15 protein-coding genes and 1 riboswitch are annotated in these 17,157 nt (G+C 38.9%); of the genes, 13 read left to right on the forward strand and 2 right to left on the reverse strand.

Features of this window, described 5'->3' with window-relative positions; genetic code table 11:
• The first annotated feature begins 35 nt into the window (after positions 1–35).
• The 13 genes from J0J33_RS04600 to J0J33_RS04660 all read left to right on the forward strand — a co-directional run bounded on the left by J0J33_RS04600 (position 36) and on the right by J0J33_RS04660 (position 13,988).
• On the forward strand, positions 36–434 hold the full coding sequence (locus J0J33_RS04600) for a Spx/MgsR family RNA polymerase-binding regulatory protein (RefSeq protein ID WP_019292082.1): 399 nt from the start codon (positions 36–38) through the stop codon (positions 432–434).
• A 174-nt stretch (positions 435–608) separates the two neighbouring features.
• Complete coding sequence (locus J0J33_RS04605; protein ID WP_019292081.1) at positions 609–1,310, forward strand: DeoR/GlpR family DNA-binding transcription regulator; 702 nt, start codon at positions 609–611, stop codon at positions 1,308–1,310.
• Entirely contained in the window at positions 1,307–2,233 is a 927-nt protein-coding gene (gene pfkB / locus J0J33_RS04610; protein WP_165719430.1) for a 1-phosphofructokinase, read from the forward strand. The genes J0J33_RS04605 and pfkB overlap by 4 nt, the downstream gene beginning before the upstream one ends.
• 14 nt (positions 2,234–2,247) lie before the next feature.
• Positions 2,248–4,152 (forward strand): fructose-specific PTS transporter subunit EIIC, encoded by a 1,905-nt coding sequence (locus J0J33_RS04615; protein ID WP_019293248.1) that lies wholly within the window; start codon positions 2,248–2,250, stop codon positions 4,150–4,152.
• 111 nt (positions 4,153–4,263) lie between these two features.
• Positions 4,264–4,506 carry a type B 50S ribosomal protein L31 gene (locus J0J33_RS04620; protein ID WP_003135050.1) on the forward strand — a complete coding sequence of 81 codons (243 nt, stop codon included), beginning with the start codon at positions 4,264–4,266 and terminating at the stop codon, positions 4,504–4,506.
• Between the two features lie 216 nt (positions 4,507–4,722).
• Positions 4,723–5,274, forward strand: coding sequence for a DUF177 domain-containing protein (locus J0J33_RS04625; protein ID WP_206888295.1), 552 nt, complete (start codon positions 4,723–4,725; stop codon positions 5,272–5,274).
• Positions 5,275–5,375: 101 nt separating this feature from the next.
• The gene (locus J0J33_RS04630; protein ID WP_206921810.1) at positions 5,376–6,071 is read left to right on the forward strand and encodes a response regulator transcription factor; all 696 of its coding nucleotides are present in this window, start codon (positions 5,376–5,378) and stop codon (positions 6,069–6,071) included.
• A gap of 87 nt (positions 6,072–6,158) precedes the next feature.
• Positions 6,159–7,649, forward strand: coding sequence for a HAMP domain-containing histidine kinase (locus J0J33_RS04635; protein ID WP_019293246.1), 1,491 nt, complete (start codon positions 6,159–6,161; stop codon positions 7,647–7,649).
• Positions 7,650–7,788: 139 nt separating this feature from the next.
• A riboswitch (Lysine riboswitch) is annotated at positions 7,789–7,956 on the forward strand.
• 88 nt (positions 7,957–8,044) lie between these two features.
• Positions 8,045–9,616 (forward strand): ABC transporter permease subunit, encoded by a 1,572-nt coding sequence (locus J0J33_RS04640; RefSeq protein ID WP_019293245.1) that lies wholly within the window; start codon positions 8,045–8,047, stop codon positions 9,614–9,616.
• Positions 9,617–10,354, forward strand: a complete 738-nt coding sequence (locus J0J33_RS04645) for an amino acid ABC transporter ATP-binding protein (protein ID WP_019292074.1) — start codon at positions 9,617–9,619, stop codon at positions 10,352–10,354.
• 139 nt (positions 10,355–10,493) lie between these two features.
• The gene (gene murD / locus J0J33_RS04650; protein WP_165719432.1) at positions 10,494–11,855 is read left to right on the forward strand and encodes a UDP-N-acetylmuramoyl-L-alanine--D-glutamate ligase; all 1,362 of its coding nucleotides are present in this window, start codon (positions 10,494–10,496) and stop codon (positions 11,853–11,855) included.
• A gap of 1 nt (position 11,856) precedes the next feature.
• The gene (murG, locus tag J0J33_RS04655; protein ID WP_019293243.1) at positions 11,857–12,951 is read left to right on the forward strand and encodes an undecaprenyldiphospho-muramoylpentapeptide beta-N-acetylglucosaminyltransferase; all 1,095 of its coding nucleotides are present in this window, start codon (positions 11,857–11,859) and stop codon (positions 12,949–12,951) included.
• Complete coding sequence (locus tag J0J33_RS04660) at positions 12,951–13,988, forward strand: cell division protein FtsQ/DivIB (protein ID WP_019293242.1); 1,038 nt, start codon at positions 12,951–12,953, stop codon at positions 13,986–13,988. The genes murG and J0J33_RS04660 overlap by 1 nt, the downstream gene beginning before the upstream one ends.
• 95 nt (positions 13,989–14,083) lie before the next feature.
• On the opposite strand, the gene J0J33_RS04665 is transcribed toward J0J33_RS04660, so the two are convergent.
• Both J0J33_RS04665 and J0J33_RS04670 read right to left on the reverse strand, forming a co-directional pair.
• On the reverse strand, positions 14,084–14,821 hold the full coding sequence (locus J0J33_RS04665) for an amino acid ABC transporter ATP-binding protein (RefSeq protein ID WP_014024357.1): 738 nt from the start codon (positions 14,819–14,821) through the stop codon (positions 14,084–14,086).
• 13 nt (positions 14,822–14,834) lie between these two features.
• Entirely contained in the window at positions 14,835–16,979 is a 2,145-nt protein-coding gene (locus tag J0J33_RS04670; protein ID WP_061413561.1) for an amino acid ABC transporter substrate-binding protein/permease, read from the reverse strand.
• Positions 16,980–17,157 lie beyond the last annotated feature (178 nt).

A 17,157-nucleotide genomic window follows, 5' to 3' on the forward strand; every position in this document is an offset into this window, starting at 1 on the left:
AAAGAGAACCTGGATGTGATAGAAAGGAGGTTGGCATGCTTAAGATTTATACCATCTCCTCTAATCAGGAGACGAAAGCAGTAGAGAGCTGGCTCTATGCCCATAAAGTCAAGTTTGTCGAAGTTGATCTTCTCAAAGAACTGGTTTCGACTGAGGAAATTCTCCGAATTGTTTCTTTAACTGAACATGGCGTTGAAGAGATTATCGCAACAGAAACACGGGCTTACACACGTTTGAACCTTAATTTCAATGACTTGAAGTTAGAAGATTTTATGGAGCTGTTAGAAGAAAATGCTACTCTATTGAAAGTTCCACTTATGTTGGATGAAAAACAACTTCAAATCGGTTTTGATGAAGATAAGATGCAAAGGTTTTTAGAAAAGCCAAGTAAAAAAGTTACTGACATAGAACAGCAAAAAATGCAAACAGGCTAGGTTCTCTAAAGAGCAAAGGAAGCGTAATTCCTGGCTCTTTTTTTATTTAAGGATAGTACATGAAGGAAATCTATATAAATTTTTTCTTTTTTTGTAGTTTTTGGAAGTTTTTGATTGACTTTGAAAGAAAATGGTGTATAATATAAATGTAAACGAATTCAGGAGGAGGGTCATATGCTCGCGACGGAACGCAAGGAAAAAATAATGAGCTTGCTCAAAGAGCAAAGAACAGCGACTTTAGAAGAACTTTCAACAATAACTCAAGCTTCTGTCTCGACTTTAAGGAGAGATCTCAATGAGCTTGAAGAAGAAAATGCCTTACGTCGTGTTCATGGAGGCGCAGAACTCCAACAAGATCTTTCAGAAGAGTTATCTATCTTTGAGAAATCTTCCAAAAACGTTCAAGAAAAAGAAAAAATCGCAACTATAGCTTTTGAAAAGATAAAAGAAGGCGACATTATTTACTTGGATGCTGGAACTACAGTTGCGCCACTTTGCCATTTGCTTAATCAGTCGGGCAAGCGTGTCACTATCGTGACTAATTCGATTAGCCATTTACCAAAATTAACCAGTGAAAACCTCATCGTTTATTTGCTTGGTGGTCGAGTGAAACGTCAAACTGATGCCATCATTGGCAGTTCGGCCATAGCTCAACTTAGTACTTACCGTTTTAATCTTGCTTTTATCGGAGCCAATGCTTTTGATGAAGAGCTGGGGGCTATGACACCGGACAGTGAAGAAGCAGCGATTAAGTCACAGGCCATTCGTCAAAGCCGGACAAGCTATCTCCTCCTGGACAGTAGTAAAATCGGTCAAACAAGCTTTGTTAAGTTTGCAGAAAGTGACCAAATAAAACTTATAACGGAGAAATTATGATATACACAGTAACACTAAATCCAGCATTAGATTATTTCATGGATTTTGATCAGGCTAAACTTGGACAAGTCAACCGAGCGACAGAAACGCGTATGCTTCCTGGTGGTAAAGGAATTGTTGAAAGTCGCATGATGTCCCTTTTAAAGGTAGAAAATACGGCCCTTGGTTTTCTTGGTGGTTTCCCTGGGAAATTTATTCAAGATTATCTTGAAAATATCGGAAGCCAATCCGATTTCACTCCAATTGCAGGAACAACACGCATTAATACAAAAATCAAAGTCAATGCGCAAGAGGAAACCTCCTTTGATGCTGCTGGACCAGACTTAACAGATGCTGAAATTCAGGCCTTCCTAAGTAAATTTGACGCCTTGCAAAGTGATGACATTGTTGTTTTTGCTGGTACTATCCCTAAAGCTTTAGGAGAAGACTTCTATGAAGTCTTGATTGAGAAAGTAAAAGCCAGAGGCGCACAGTTTGCTATTGATGTTGACGGACAAAAGTTGCTGAAAACATTGAAACATGAGCCACTCATCATCAAACCTAATCGTGAAGAATTGGAAGAAATCTATTCTGTTAAGTTTAAATCCAAAGAAGATATTATCCCTTATGGTCAAAAACTTTTAGCAGAAGGGGCACAAAATGTCATGATTTCTATGGCAGGTGATGGTGCTTTACTCTTCACAGGTAAGGAAACTTATTTTGCCGCTCCAATCAAAGGAGAGTTGAAAAACTCTATCGGTGCAGGAGATTCAACAGTTGCAGGTTTCCTTGCGGAATGGAGCCGCAGCCAGGATACTTTAGCAGCCTTTAAACAAGGTGTTGCCTGTGGTACAGCTAAGGTCTTCTCAGAAGACATGCCGAGTGAAAGCTTCTTAAAAGAATGCTTTGAAAAAGTAACAATCGAAAAAATAAACGAAGATTAGAAAAGAGGAAGATTATGGAAATCAAAGATTTACTCAAAACAGAAGTCATGATTTTGGACCTTCAAGCAACGACTAAAGAAGCTGCCGTGGATGAAATGGTAAACAAGTTAGTCGCAGAAGGTTACGTCAGTGATTTTGATACATTTAAAGCTGGAATTATGGCTCGTGAAGCGCAAACTTCAACTGGTTTGGGTGATGGTATTGCCATGCCACACAGCAAGAATAAAGCGGTTGACGAAGCTGTTGTCCTGTTTGCAAAATCAAATGCAGGTGTGGATTATGCAGCCCTAGACGGACAACCTGTTAATCTTTTCTTCATGATTGCAGCACCAGAAGGCGCAAATGACACACACTTGGAAGCTTTAGCACAACTTTCTAAGTTCCTCTTGCAAGCTGGATTTACAGACAAAGTAAAAGAAGCAAAATATCCGCGTCAAGTGTTAGAGCTTTTCTCTGAAGATACAGAAGAAATTGAGCAAGTCACTGATAGCGAGCATTATGTTTTAGCCGTAACAGCATGTACGACAGGTATTGCACACACTTATATGGCTGAAGAAGCACTTAAAAAACAAGCTGCTGAAATGGGCATCGCCATCAAAGTTGAAACAAATGGGGCGCGTGGGATTGACCACAAGCTGACTGCTGAAGATATTCAAAAAGCTGACGGTATCATCGTTGCAGCGGATAAGAAAGTGGAAATGAATCGCTTTGCAGGGAAACCGATGGTGCAAGTTCCTGTCGCTGCCGCTATTCGTCAACCCGAAGAACTCATTAATAAGGCAGTTTCTGGTAATGCACCAAAATTTGAAGCTGATGCCGCTGATGAGGCAAAAGAAGAAAGCTCTGGCGGTATTGGTAAAGCCTTCTACAAACACCTTATGGGTGGTGTATCTGCAATGTTACCATTCGTTGTTGGTGGTGGTATCTTGATTGCTCTTGCCTTCTTGATAGACCAATCAATGGGTGTGCCTAAAGATCAATTGGCCAACCTTGGTTCTTATCATCCGATTGCGGCTTACTTTAAAAATATCGGGGGCGCAGCCTTTGCCTTTATGCTCCCAGTCCTAGCTGGTTTTATCGCCAACTCAATTGCAGATAAACCTGGTTTAGTTGCAGGTTTCGTTGCGGGTTCAATGGCTGCCTCTGGTCTTGCCTTTGGCAAACTTGATCCAGCTACAATGATTCCATCAGGTTTCCTTGGCGCTTTAGTTGGTGGTTTCATTGCTGGTGGTGTCATTATCCTCTTGCGTAAGCTCTTGACTGTCTTGCCTAAATCGTTAGATGGGATTAAAGCAATCTTGATTTTCCCACTTTTAGGGACATTCATCACAGGATTGCTCATGCTTTTCATCAATATTCCGATGGCAGCAATCAATACAGGCCTTTCAAACTTCTTGAACAGCCTTAATGGAGCATCAGCTTTAGTTCTTGGTATTATCGTTGGTGGTATGATGGCAGTTGACCTTGGTGGACCAATTAACAAAGCTGCTTATATCTTCGGTACAGGAACATTGGCCGCAAGTGTTGCTACTGGTGGCTCAGTCGTTATGGCAGCAGTTATGGCTGGTGGTATGGTTCCACCTCTTGCAACTACAGTTGCCGTCCTCTTCTTCAAAAATAAATTTACAAAAGAAGAACGTCAATCAGGTTTAACAAATATTGTTATGGGACTTTCATTTATTACAGAAGGTTCCATCCCATTTGGTGCTGCTGACCCAGCACGTGCTATTCCTTCATTTGTTGTTGGTTCAGCCTTAGCAGGTGGACTCGTTGGTGCGGCAGGTCTTAAATTGATGGCACCACACGGGGGTATCTTCGTCTTAGCTCTAACAAATGGCCCACTTTTATACCTTCTCTTTGTTTTGATTGGTGCTCTTGTTTCTGGTTTGATGTTCGGTTATTTGAAAAAAGAAAAATAGTATTTTAAATAACAAAAAAGCTTGAATTTCAGCAACAAATCTGTTAGAATATTAAGGTCTAACAAACTTTGGTCTGGCAAACAGTCCAAGGCAGAAAGGAAATTTTGCAAAATGAAAAAAGACATCCATCCTAATTACCAACCTGTTGTGTTCTTGGATACAACTACTGGTTTTAAATTCTTGAGCGGTTCAACTAAAGGTTCGAAAGAAACTGTTGAATGGGAAGACGGAAACACTTATCCATTGATTCGTGTGGAAATCTCTTCTGACTCACATCCATTCTACACTGGCCGTCAAAAATTCCAAGCAGCGGACGGACGTATCGCTCGTTTCAACAAGAAATATGGAAAATAAAAAAGTGCTTCGGCGCTTTTTTATTATCGCTCTAATTTGCTATGGTAAATCAAGTCCAACTGTAAGCAAATTCTGAACATCTTTTAGTTCATTGGGCTATAAAAATTAAAAAAAATATCATATAATAGAAACAGATAGTATACACATATAAAATTAAAGGCATGCGTGAATATGCCTTCTTTTAAACTCACTATAAAGATAAAGGAAAAATAAAATATGAAATGGTCTATTTTAGAAGTATCAAAAAAGAAAATAATTAAATTCGAAGAAGCGCTTGATTTAACGCAAGAACTTAAGCAACGCTCAGAAGAAATTCTTGATGCAAAACCTGTAAATGTTCAAGGACAAATCGCCTATGACGATGGCATCTATTACTTGGATTATGCACTTGAAGTGGATTTGACTTTACCATCATCACGGAGCTTGAAGCCAGTAGAGTATCTTATGTCAATCACTGTGAATGAAGCCTTCACCACAGATGAGTTTCTTAAAAAGAATGAAGATTTACTGGACAGTGACATGATATTTACATTGGAAGCAGATTGGATTAGTCTATCAGAATCGGTAGCTGATAATATTCTTTTAGAAATTCCCTTGCAAATTTTAGCAGAAGATGAGAAAGCTGGAGCCACAAGTTTACCTTCTGGCAAGAACTGGTCTGTCTTGTCTGAAGCAGACTATCAGAAACAAAAAGAAGAAGAAGCAGATAAAGAAAATAAATCACCTTTTGCAGGATTGGCAGATTTCTTTTCCGAAGAAAAAAATTAAGAAAAATCTCATAAAACACTTGCAACAAAATTACAATTATATTATAATTTCATTATAGAGGAAATAAAATTAAAAAGAAAAGATATTAATGAGGCTAAACTATGAATTCATCTAAACGTATTTTGATTATCGAAGACGATAAAAACATTGCGAGATTTGTTTCACTTGAGCTTGAACACGAAGGATATCAAACTGCGGTTCAAGACAATGGTCGTAAAGGTCTTGAAGAAGCAATGTCAAAAGATTATGATTTGATTTTGCTCGACTTAATGCTCCCAGAGCTGGATGGCTTTGAAGTTGCACGACGCTTACGTCGTGAAAAAGATACACATATTATTATGATGACTGCACGTGATTCAACAATGGACCGTGTAGCAGGTCTTGATATTGGAGCGGATGACTATATTACAAAACCATTCGCAATTGAAGAATTGTTAGCGCGTGTCCGTTCAATCTTCCGTCGTGAAGACCATATCCATACGATTGAAAAATCAGACAATACTTCATTCCGTGATTTGGTAATTGATAAAACAAACCGCACTGTACATCGCGGAAAAAAAGTTATTGACCTTACACGTCGTGAATACGATTTGCTTTTGACCCTGATGCAAAATGTGGGTGATGTCGTAACACGCGAATACTTGGTTTCTGAAGTATGGGGTTACGAAGAAGGTACAGAAACAAACGTTGTTGACGTTTATATCCGCTATTTGCGTAACAAAATTGACGTGGAAGGCCGCGAAAGTTATATTCAAACGGTTCGTGGTATGGGATATGTCATGCGTGACCGCAAATAATATAGGGAATATATAAGAAGATTTCTAGTGGTTTTGCCACTAGATTTATTCCTTTTATGGCGATGTAAAGAAATAGAAAAATGCGACATGGTAAAATTTTTTGATTCGAAGAAGAAAAAAGCAGAAAATCTGCCCGAGCGTAAGCGAAGCATCATGCTACGTTGGGCCTTTGCAAATACGATTTTTTGTTTTATAACCTTCACTATTTTTACAGTATTAGTTTATCAACTGACCATAACAACCTTCATCAATTCTGAAAAAGAGGACATGATGAAAGCTCTGGACAATGTTGAGCAAAGTTTGTCCCAATCGGAAAGCAAACTGTCGGAGGACAATCTTGCGAATTATTTGGCTTATGCCAAAGACTACACAGCATCCAGTCAGGGAAAAGAAAATGAGCTAGAAACACTTGGAAGTATGATTGGTTCTAGGAAGTCTTTTTATGTCTTTGATGTCGGTGAAAATTTGATTTATTCGACCAATTCGTATGGTTTCCCGCTAAGGAAAGATGTGGGGGATTCTACTCATGCTGTACGTACATTTGGTGAATATTCTGGTTATTTGGTTGAACGACCCGTTCATTCTAAGAAAACAGGGAAACTGATTGGCTATGTGCAGGCTTTCTATGATATGAGTTATTATTACAGCGTGCGAACAAAGCTGCTGATTGCCTTGATTATCTTAGAAATTATTGCTCTCTTTATTGCTCAGTTTGTCGGTTATTTTATGGCAAGTCGCTATATCAAGCCTCTAGAGCGTTTGCACGATGCGATTACTACACGTGCCAATAATTTGAAGGCGGATTTCAAACCTGTAGTGATTCAAACAGGCGATGAAATTGAAGAACTGGCGACTGTTTATAACGACATGATGATTAAGCTTAACGATTACGTTGATCAGCAGAAACGTTTTGTTTCTGATGTCAGTCACGAGCTACGTACGCCACTTGCAGTTTTAGATGGTCATTTGAATCTCTTGAATCGATGGGGGAAAAATGATCCTGAAGTGCTTGAGGAGTCTTTACAGGCCAGTATAGAAGAAGTTAGCACGATGAGAACGATGTTAGAGGAGATGCTTGCATTGGCCCGTCTTGAAAGCATTGATTTTCAAGATGAAGATCTGATCTGTGATCCAACAGAAGTTTCTAATTTTCTTAAGAAAAACTTTCTCCTTATTCATCCTGATTTAAATTTAACTGTTGAGAATTACTTGACGCCGGGTAGTTTGGCTCATATTTATCCCAACCATTATGAACAAGGCTTAAAAATTTTGATTGATAATGCGATAAAATACTCGCCTAAAGATCGCCAAGAAGTGAAAATCCATCTAGAAGAAGATGACAAATACATTATTACAACAGTTGAGGATCGTGGCTATGGCATTAGTCAAGAAGATTTAAAACATGTCTTTGAGCGCTTTTTCCGTGCCGATAAAGCACGAAATCGAGATATAGGTGGAACAGGTCTTGGTCTGTCTATTATCCAACGCATAGTGGAAAACTATGACGGGGATGTCAGTGTGACTTCCATTGTAGGCGAAGGATCGAAATTTACTTTAAAAATTCCTAAGATTAAATAAACATAAAAAATCTAGTGATTATATAAAAGTACTTATTGGGCTTTTAATCTTAATCTTATTTCTTGAGTTTTTTGATAATTCGAGAAAATTGTTGACATTCGTTTAAAAAAAGGTTAAGATTTAAAATACAATATACAAATAAAATGATAGAGGTCGCAATGAATAGGAAGTTTTACTGAGCTGGACAAGCGTTGAAGTAAAACGGAGGAGACATTGCCGAAATGAATTCACTCGTCCAAGTGAGTTTGTTGGGGCAGCAAGGGATACTTGCTGAACTGTCGCAGTTTTGCGGAGTGCTATTCGTTACTTACTGATAATATGAATCACGTACAACGTTTAGCAACCTCTCTGTGTAAAGGTTGCTTTTTATTTGGAAAAATGAAAGAGAGAGTATTATGAGAAGAACAAACTTATTCTTACTTGTCGCGACGTTGTTTACGGTATTATTTATCGGTAGTTCAAAAGTGAGTGCAGAACAGTTCCGTGTCGGAATGGAAGCTGCATATGCCCCTTTTAACTGGACACAATATGATGATAGCAACGGTGCTGTCCCTATTGATGGTGTAGATGGTCAATGGGCTAATGGTTACGATGTACAAGTTGCAAAAAAACTTGCTGATAAGTTAAATAAAGAATTAGTAATCGTCAAATCAAGTTGGGATGGCTTGCTGCCAGCTCTAAAATCCGGAAAAATCGATGGCATTATTGCAGGAATGTCGCCAACTGCGGAACGTAGAGAGCAAATTGCCTTTTCAGAACCGTATTACACATCTAACCTTGTAATGATGGTCAAAAGTGGCGGTCCCTTTGCTCAAGCATCGAGTTTAGCAGACTTCTCTGGTGCAAAAATCACTGCTCAGCTGGGAACTTTTCACTATAACATGATTGACCAGATTGAAAGTGTTAACAAGCAAACAGCAATGAAAGATTTTTCAAGCATGCGTGTGGCTTTACAAAGTGGAGCCATCGATGGTTATGTAGCTGAACGTCCCGAAGGAGTGACAGCAGAGAAAGCAAATCCAGACTTCAAAATGATTGAATTTGGCGAAGGAAAAGGTTTTGTCACAAACTCTGATGATACAACAGTCGCAGTAGGTTTACGTAAAAATGATCCCAACTTACCTGTAATTAATAGCTTTTTGACAGGTTTTACACCTCAAGACCAAAAAGAACTGATGGATGAAATGATTGCTGCTCAACCAGAAGCTAAAACACAAGGCGCTTGGTATGATCAAATTATCAGTATTGTAAGAGATAACGGCAAACAGTTTCTTAATGGTACAGGGATGACCTTATTCATCTCTTTGATTGGTACGATTATTGGTACGGTTTTAGGTCTTCTTATTGGCGTTTATCGTACTATTCCAGAAATTAGTAATAAATTTTTAGCCTTTTTACATAAAGTATTTGGCTGGCTTATTTCAGCTTATATTGAAATTTTCCGTGGTACACCAATGATTGTTCAAGCAATGGTGCTTTACTATGGAACAGCTCTAGCTTTTGGCTTGAGTTTGGATCGGACCTTAGCTGCGCTAATTATTGTGTCCATCAATACAGGTGCTTATATGTCGGAGATTGTACGTGGCGGTATTTTCTCTGTGGATCAAGGGCAATTTGAAGCCGCGCAAGCTATCGGAATGACGCATGGGCAAACTATGCGCAAGGTTGTTTTACCACAAGTCTTGCGAAATATTCTTCCAGCAACAGGAAATGAATTTGTCATTAATATCAAAGATACATCAGTCTTATCTGTAATTTCAGTAACTGAGCTCTTTTTCCAAGGGACAACAGTGGCGCAACAAAACTTTATGTATTTCCAAACCTTTGCTGTCATCTGTGCAATTTACTTTGTCTTAACATTTACAGTAACACGTATTCTACGCTTTGTAGAAAGAAAAATGGATGGACCAGACGCTTACGTCCCAATCCAAAATCAAATGCAAGTACAAGAACCGGGGGACGCTTAAATGACAGCAATCTTAGAAATCAATCATTTAAAAAAATCATTTGGCAGTAATGAAGTGTTAAAAGACATTCACTTAACGGTAAATCAAGGCGAAGTTATTTCGATTATTGGTTCATCTGGAAGTGGTAAATCGACATTACTTCGTTCAATCAATTTATTGGAGAAGCCATCTGGTGGAGAAATAATTTATAAAGGTGAAAATGTTTTAGCAAAAGGCTTCGATATTCCTAAATATCGCACGCATCTGGGCATGGTTTTCCAAAGCTTCAACTTGTTTAACAATATGAATGTTATCGAAAATGTTATGGCTGGGCAAGTTACAGTATTGAAAAAAAGCCAAGAAGAAGCTCGGACTATTGCGCTCGAGAATCTGGAAAAAGTGGGCATGGCAAGCTTTGCTAATGCCAAACCTGCACAACTCTCCGGCGGACAAAAACAACGTGTGGCGATTGCTCGTGCAATTTCTATGAATCCAGATGTGATATTATTTGACGAGCCGACTTCAGCGCTTGATCCCGAAATGGTAGGCGAAGTCTTACAGACAATGAAAGGACTGGCTGAAACAGGCTTAACAATGGTTATCGTTACACATGAAATGGAATTCGCGCGTGATGTAAGTGATCGTGTAATTTTCATGGATAAAGGGGTTATTGCTGAAGAAGGACGGCCAGCGGAAATCTTCGGAGCTCCGAAAGAAGAACGGACGCGCGCTTTCCTTTCACGCTTCTTGAAAGCTTAAATAAAAAGAGCAAGCTTATGCTCTTTTTTTCTTTGCAAAAGACCTCTTATTTTCACAGTAAAACTTTCAAATACAAACTCTATATTGAAAAAATAGGTAAATAGCGGTAAAATAGAGGGAAGTAGAAAGAATAGGAACAATGAAAAAAATCAAAACTTTTGAAGAAAAAAAAGTACTCATCCTCGGATTAGCAAAATCAGGAGAAGCTGCAGCACGCTTGCTTCATACTCTAGGTGCACACGTAACTGTAAATGACGGAAAGGCTTTTGAAGAAAACCCTGCCGCGCAAGCCCTCTTGGAAGAAGGCATTGAAGTTATCTGTGGCAGCCATCCCCTTGAACTTTTAGACGAAGATTTTGATTTTATGGTAAAAAATCCAGGTATTCGTTATGATAACCCAATGATAAAGAAAGCATTGGATAAAAAGATTCCAATTGTTACAGAAGTTGAACTTGCTTATCTTGTTTCGGAAGCTCCAATTATTGGGATTACTGGAACCAATGGTAAGACAACAACAACAACGCTGATAGCAGATATTTTAAATGCGGATGGTCAGTCTGCAAAATTAGCAGGAAATATTGGTTTTCCCGCCTCTGAAGTAGCTGCCCATGCGAGTGCTCAAGATACTTTGGTGATGGAACTCTCAAGTTTTCAACTGATGGGAATTGTAGATTTCAAGCCTCAAATCGCTCTCATTACCAATATATTTTCATCGCATTTAGATTACCATGGCTCTCAAGAAGCTTATGAAGCTGCCAAATGGCGGATTCAAGAAAACTTAACTTCCGAGCAATACCTCATTCTCAACTTTAATCAGGAAAAATGTCGAGCTCTAGCAGAGCACACAGCAGCTCAAGTTGTGCCATTTGCAACTGAAAATAAAGTTGATGGCGCTTATGCGCTGGAAGGTAAACTTTATTTCCGAGATGAATTCATCATGGATGCAGCTGACCTAGCTTTGCCTGGGGAACATAATTTAGAGAATGCTCTGGCAGCAATAGCTGTTGCCAAGCTTTCGGGTGCTAAAAATCATGCAATTATTGAAGTGCTGACAAGCTTTTCAGGTGTGAAACATCGCTTGCAGTATCTTGGTGAACTTGCAGGACGTAAAGTCTACAATGATAGCAAAGCCACAAATATACTGGCAACAGAAAAAGCTTTGTCAGGTTTTGAAAACAGTCGCTTATGGCTCTTAGCTGGCGGACTAGACCGTGGTAATGGTTTTGAAGACCTCGCGGATTCTGTAACAGGGATTAAAGGTATGGTTCTTTTTGGGGAGACTGCACCAAAGCTGCAAGAGCTTGCAGATCGCTTGCAGATTCCAACACTCCACAGTGAAAATGTCGCAACAGCTCTTAAAGCAATCTTTAATAAGACGGAAGAGGGGGACACTATTTTACTTAGTCCTGCTTGTGCCAGCTGGGATCAGTACAAGACCTTTGAAGAACGTGGGGATATGTTTATTAAAGCTTTCGAAGAATTGAAAGGTGAATGGAAATAGTATGAAAATTATTGTAACTGGAGGCGGAACGGGAGGTCATATCTATCCTGCGCTGGCCTTTATAAAGCATCTGAAAACTATAGAGCCAGACTCGGAGATCCTCTATGTAGGTACAGAACGCGGCTTGGAGAGTAAGATTGTGCCTGCCGCAGGCGTGCCCTTTAAAACTGTGGATGTACAAGGTTTTCGTCGTAGCCTTTCTTTAAATAACTTTAAGACAATCTACAAGTTCCTGAAATCTACATCAGATGCGAAGAAAATTGTTAAGGATTTTAAACCTGATGTGGTTATTGGAACAGGAGGCTATGTGGCTGGACCGGTACTTTACGCAGCAGCTAAGCTCAATGTGCCGACTATCGTTCATGAACAAAATTCAATTCCAGGAATTACAAATAAGTTCTTGAGTAAATATGTGGACAAAGTTGCGGTCGCCTTTGAAGCAGCCAAACCCTTCTTCCCAGAATCCAAAACAGTTTTTGCTGGTAATCCACGTGCTCAGGAAGTTGCAACTTTAAAAGCTACCGATATTCTGGAAACAGAATATCAACTTCAAAAAAGTAAGAAAACGGTAGTTATTTTTGGAGGGTCACGAGGCGCTCAAACAATTAACGAGGCGGTAAAAGCTGCTCTACCAAAGTTTGCAGAAGCGGATTACCAAATCGTCTATGCCTCAGGACAAATCTACTTTGATGAAGATCATGAAGAGTTTGCAAAATATGCCGATGCTGCAAATATAGCTATCCGTCCATATATTTCAAATATGCTCGAAGTTCTTGCGTCATCAGATTTAATATTATGTCGAGCAGGTGCGACAACGATTGCTGAAATTACTGCACTTGGTTTGCCAACGATTTTTGTGCCTAGTCCAAATGTCACAGCAGACCATCAAACAAAGAATGCTCAAGCTCTTGTAGATATCGGTGCTGCTAAGATGATTAAAGATGTCAATCTTACAGCAGATACAATGCTTGCCAGCATTTCTGAAATCTTTTCTGACGAAGAGCTTTACCAAGCTATGTCTGTAGCCAGTGAAAAAGCAGGAGTACCTGATGCTAGCGATCGACTATATCAACTTGTGAAAGAAATTAAAAAATAATGAGTGAAGAAAACCTTACGCCTTGGCAAAAGAAACATCTTGAATATCAGCGCCGCAAAGCAGCTGAAAATCAAGAGAAGTCTGAAGAACCCAAAAAACGGAAGTTTTTTAAGAAAAAAGAAGATATTGAAGCAGATTCTCCTGAAGTTCAGGAAGAAATCGAGCAACAAGAATCTTTTGTAGAAGCAGAAGAGTCTGAGCAAGGATACTCAGATGATTTTGTTGAGGATTTTGAAGAACAAGAACCGGAACATTCTTTTTTTGAAGGAAGTTTCGAAGTGTTCAAAAAGATGTGGCCCGTCTTATTCTTGGCAATCTTATTGTTTTTAACTTCGATTTACGCGGTGTCCCCGATAAGCAAAATTGGGACGTTTACGGTTTCAGGTAATAAAAATGAGTCTTTTGAATCTATCGTACAGGCTTCACGTTTGAAGCCAACGGATAGGATTTATGGTGTGCTCAGAAATAAAAGAGCTATTGAAAACAGTATTGTTCAACAATTTCCACGTGTTAAATCTGTCAACTTACACGTAAGTTTTCCCAATAATATCGAGGCTAAAGTCACGGAGTTCGAAAAAGTTGCTTATGTAGAACAAAAGGGTAAAACTTACCAAGTGTTAGAAAGTGGTCATATCCTCAAGGATCAAGAAACAGCTAAGGATAAACTTTCGAAACTTCCGGTACTAAAAAACTTTTCCGATGAAGAAGTCGAAAAGTTTATTACAGCCTATATGAAATTGAAGCCTGAAATACGTGGTTTGATTACGACGGTTACGAAAACACCGACTAAAGCAACTAAAGACTTTATCGCTTTGGATATGTCAGATGGTAATCAAGTACGTGTTTCTCTCAGTCAAATTACCGAGAAGGTTCCTTACTATCCAAGTATTGCGAAGCAACTTCAAGCGCCACAAGTGATTGATATGGAAGCAGGAATTTATGCAAAGCCAAAAGAAGATTATCTGGCTGACCTAAAAAATCCTGAAGGAAATAAGAAGAACTCAGAAAATACAACTGAAATTACCGCAACTCAATAATAAAACTGAAAGGGGATATCCTTTCAGTTTTATTATATTATCTTGCAGAAAAAGAAAAACGTTTGTTTCTTTTAAAGAGACAAACGTTTTTGGCTTTACGCATTCAATACTTTAGATAAGAAGTCTTGTAAACGTGGATGCTGAGGGTTTTCAAAGAGGTCTTCTGGTTTACCATCTTCAAGGATAACACCAGCATCTGTAAACATGACACGGTTAGCAACTTTACGTGCAAAGCCCATCTCGTGTGTTACGATAAGCATTGTCATGCCATCGTCTGCGATACGACGCATCAGGTCAAGAACATCCCCAACCATCTCAGGGTCAAGTGCTGAAGTTGGCTCATCAAAGAGCATAACATCAGGGTCCATAGCCAAGGCACGGGCAATGGCTACACGTTGTTTTTGACCACCTGAAAGCATCTCAGGCATTGTATCTTTTTTCTCTTCTAGACCAACAGCTTCAAGCAAGCGCAGAGCTTTTTCTTTTGCTTCAGTTTTTGTAAGCTTTTTAAGCTCAACGGGCGCATACATAATATTTTCTAAAACGGTCATGTTAGGAAAGAGGTTGAAGTGTTGGAAAACCATTCCGACATGTTGGCGAACCAAGTTAATATCAGTGTTTTTATCTGTAAGGTTGTACCCATTGATAATAACATCGCCACTTGTTGCGTCTTCTAAACCATTTAGTGTACGAAGGAATGTTGATTTACCAGAACCTGAAGGACCAATAATACAAACAACATCTCCTTTGTTAAATTTTGCAGAGATTCCTTTGAGAACCTCGTTTTTACCATATGTTTTGTGAAGATCAGTAACTTCGATTTGTACAGACATATCTTTAATCTCCTTATTTCATTTTTTGTTCGATGCGACGTCCTGCCCACATTAAGAGAAGCAGCACAACCATGTAAATCAAACCAATCAAACCGTAGACACGGAAAGCTTGGAAGTTACGTGCAACGATAATTTGACCTGCTTGCAAGAGTTCAACCAATCCGATAACAGATACCAAGGTTGTATCTTTCAGCGTAATAATAAATTGGTTAATCAAGCTAGGAATGGTAATCTTAACAGCTTGTGGCAAGATTACTTTTCGCATTGTTTTCACATAAGGAATACCAAGAGAGCGGCTGGCCTCCATTTGGCCAGTTGGAACAGCAGCAATACCGCCTCGAACGATTTCAGCAATGTAGGCTGATTCGTTAAGAGTTAAGGCAATAACACCGGCTGTAAACTCATTCAAAGGACTTTGATGACCTGTGAGGAGTTGCAACATATTTGGGATACCATAGAAAATGAAAATTGTTAATACCAAAAGAGGAATTGAACGGTTAAGATCGACATAAATACGTGAAATTGTACGGAGAGCTGGTGATGGACTTGCTGAGAAAAGGCCGAAGATTACACCGACAATCATTGCTAAAACAAAGGAAACTAAAGCCAATTGGATAGTGATCCAGAGACCTTTACCTAACTGTTTCCAGTTGTTTTTCAAGATGCCAAGCATTGTACTTTCCGTATCTGACTCTGTTGCTGATTCAGTTTTTGAAGCTAAATATTTATCAACAATTTCTTGATATTGACCGCTAGCACGTAGTGAAGAAAGACCGTTGTTAAACATTTCGATAAGCTCTGGGTTCGTTCCTTTTTTCACAGCAAAACCGTACTGACCAGTTGGGATACCTTCAAAAGGAGTTTTAAATTCTTGTCCTTGTTTAATGGCATATTTTACTACAGGCTCATCGTCCATAAAGGCTTGAATTGAACCATTGTTCAATGAAGAATACATTGAAGTAGCATCAGTAAATGTTTTTAAAGTATAGCCGTATTTGCTTTCGTTTTTCGTTAAATAGTCATAAGAAGCTGTCCCGTTCTTGGCACCAACTTGTTTTCCTTTTAGGTCTTCCCATTTCTTGATGTCTTCATTTGACTTAGAAACAGCAAGTGTCAAATTCGAATCATAATAGGCATCACCAAAGTCAAAGACTTTTTTACGTGCATCAGTGATTGACATACCCGCCATCATAGCGTCAGCATGTCCTGCTTGAACTGCATCTACCGCAGGTTGGAAACCAACGTGGTTCCATTTGATTTTGAAGCCTTGTTGCTTAGCAATAGCATTAAGTAAGTCTACATCAATACCTGTGAATTTTTTATCTGTGTTTTGGAATTCAAATGGGGCGAAGCTATTATCTGAGGCAATAGTGTAAACATCTTTTTTAGGAGTTGCTTTCTTACCACCAGTATATTTTTGAACGATTTTGTCATACTCGCCATTGGCTTTCATTTGAGTCAAAGCTTTGTTGAAACCATCGATGAGTTTAGAATTTTCACCTTTCATTACAGCAAAACCGTAACCCCCAGGAAGTGAGAAGGAAGGAAGATTGATTGCCAAGTCTTGCCCTTGATTGATGGCATAAGAGATGACAGGAGCTTCATCCATCGCACCTACGATGTTTCCTGCAGCCAGTGAGGCAAACATGTGAACACCGTCAGAGTAAGTTTTGATTGTATAGCCGTATTTATCTTGGTTTTTTTGCAACCAGTCATATGAAGCTGTTCCTTTTTTAGCACCAACAGCTTTGCCTTTAAGTTCATCATAGCTCTTAAGTGTAGAAGACTTTGTTGTAGCTAAAGTAATGGCTGAAGTATAATAAGGATCTGAAACATCAAAAACTTGTTTACGTTCGTCTGTGATCGTCATCCCAGCGATGACCGCATCAGCTTTTCCAGCTTTTAAGTTTTGAAGAGCAGCATCAAATCCAGGGAAAGACATCTCAAGCTTCCAGTCATTGATTTTAGCGACTTCCTTCATGATATCGACATCGATACCTACCCAATTTTTATCTGAATCTTGGAATTCAAAAGGGGCATAAGCATTATCACTCGCGATACGTACGGTTTCCTGAGCGCTAACATTATGAGCAGTTGCAAAGGACATTCCAGTAATCGTGGCGAATATTAAAGACAATGTAAGGAATAATTTCTTCATTTCATTATTTCTCCTAAGTTTCATTAATTATATAAACAATTATATACTTGTCAGTATACCATAAAACAAGGCTGAAAAAAATAAATTGTGTCATAAAATGTGACATGAAAATCAGTCCGAATAAATAAAAATAATAATTTTGTCTAAAAAAATAGACGAATGAGAATTTGATAAAGGC

It is taken from the genome of Lactococcus sp. LG1267, from assembly GCF_017309545.1.
Classification (GTDB): Bacteria; Bacillota; Bacilli; order Lactobacillales; family Streptococcaceae; genus Lactococcus; species Lactococcus petauri.